Source organism: Lacinutrix sp. MEBiC02404, from assembly GCF_053601575.1.
Map to the genome: position 1 here is coordinate 1 of NZ_JBSHNV010000036.1, position 345 is coordinate 345.

The 345-nt window shown below is 42.3% G+C and carries 1 pseudogene; it reads right to left on the reverse strand.

The window, feature by feature from the left end:
• Window positions 1-345: pseudogene (locus ACVCXO_RS00185) on the reverse strand (hypothetical protein); the annotation flags it as partial.

A 345-nucleotide genomic window follows, 5' to 3' on the forward strand; every position in this document is an offset into this window, starting at 1 on the left:
TGTTGTGTCTGTTAAATCTACATTTGTTAAATCTCCTCCAATACATGGATCCGTATCATTTGGATCCGTATCACTTGTTTCTCCATCACCATCACAATCCGTAATTGCTGTTACAGGTAAAGTAATATCTGCTGCTGTAAACTCACATGCATCGTTTGGATCGGTGTCGTTTGGTCCTTGAACGCCGTCTCCATCAGGATCCACCTCGTCTAAGTTACTTACTCCGTCACCATCACAATCTGCAGTTGCCCAGTCACTTGTTGTGTCTGTTAAATCTACATTGGATAATGTTCCTCCGATACATGGATCGGTATCATTTGGATCCGTATCACTTGTTTCTCCATC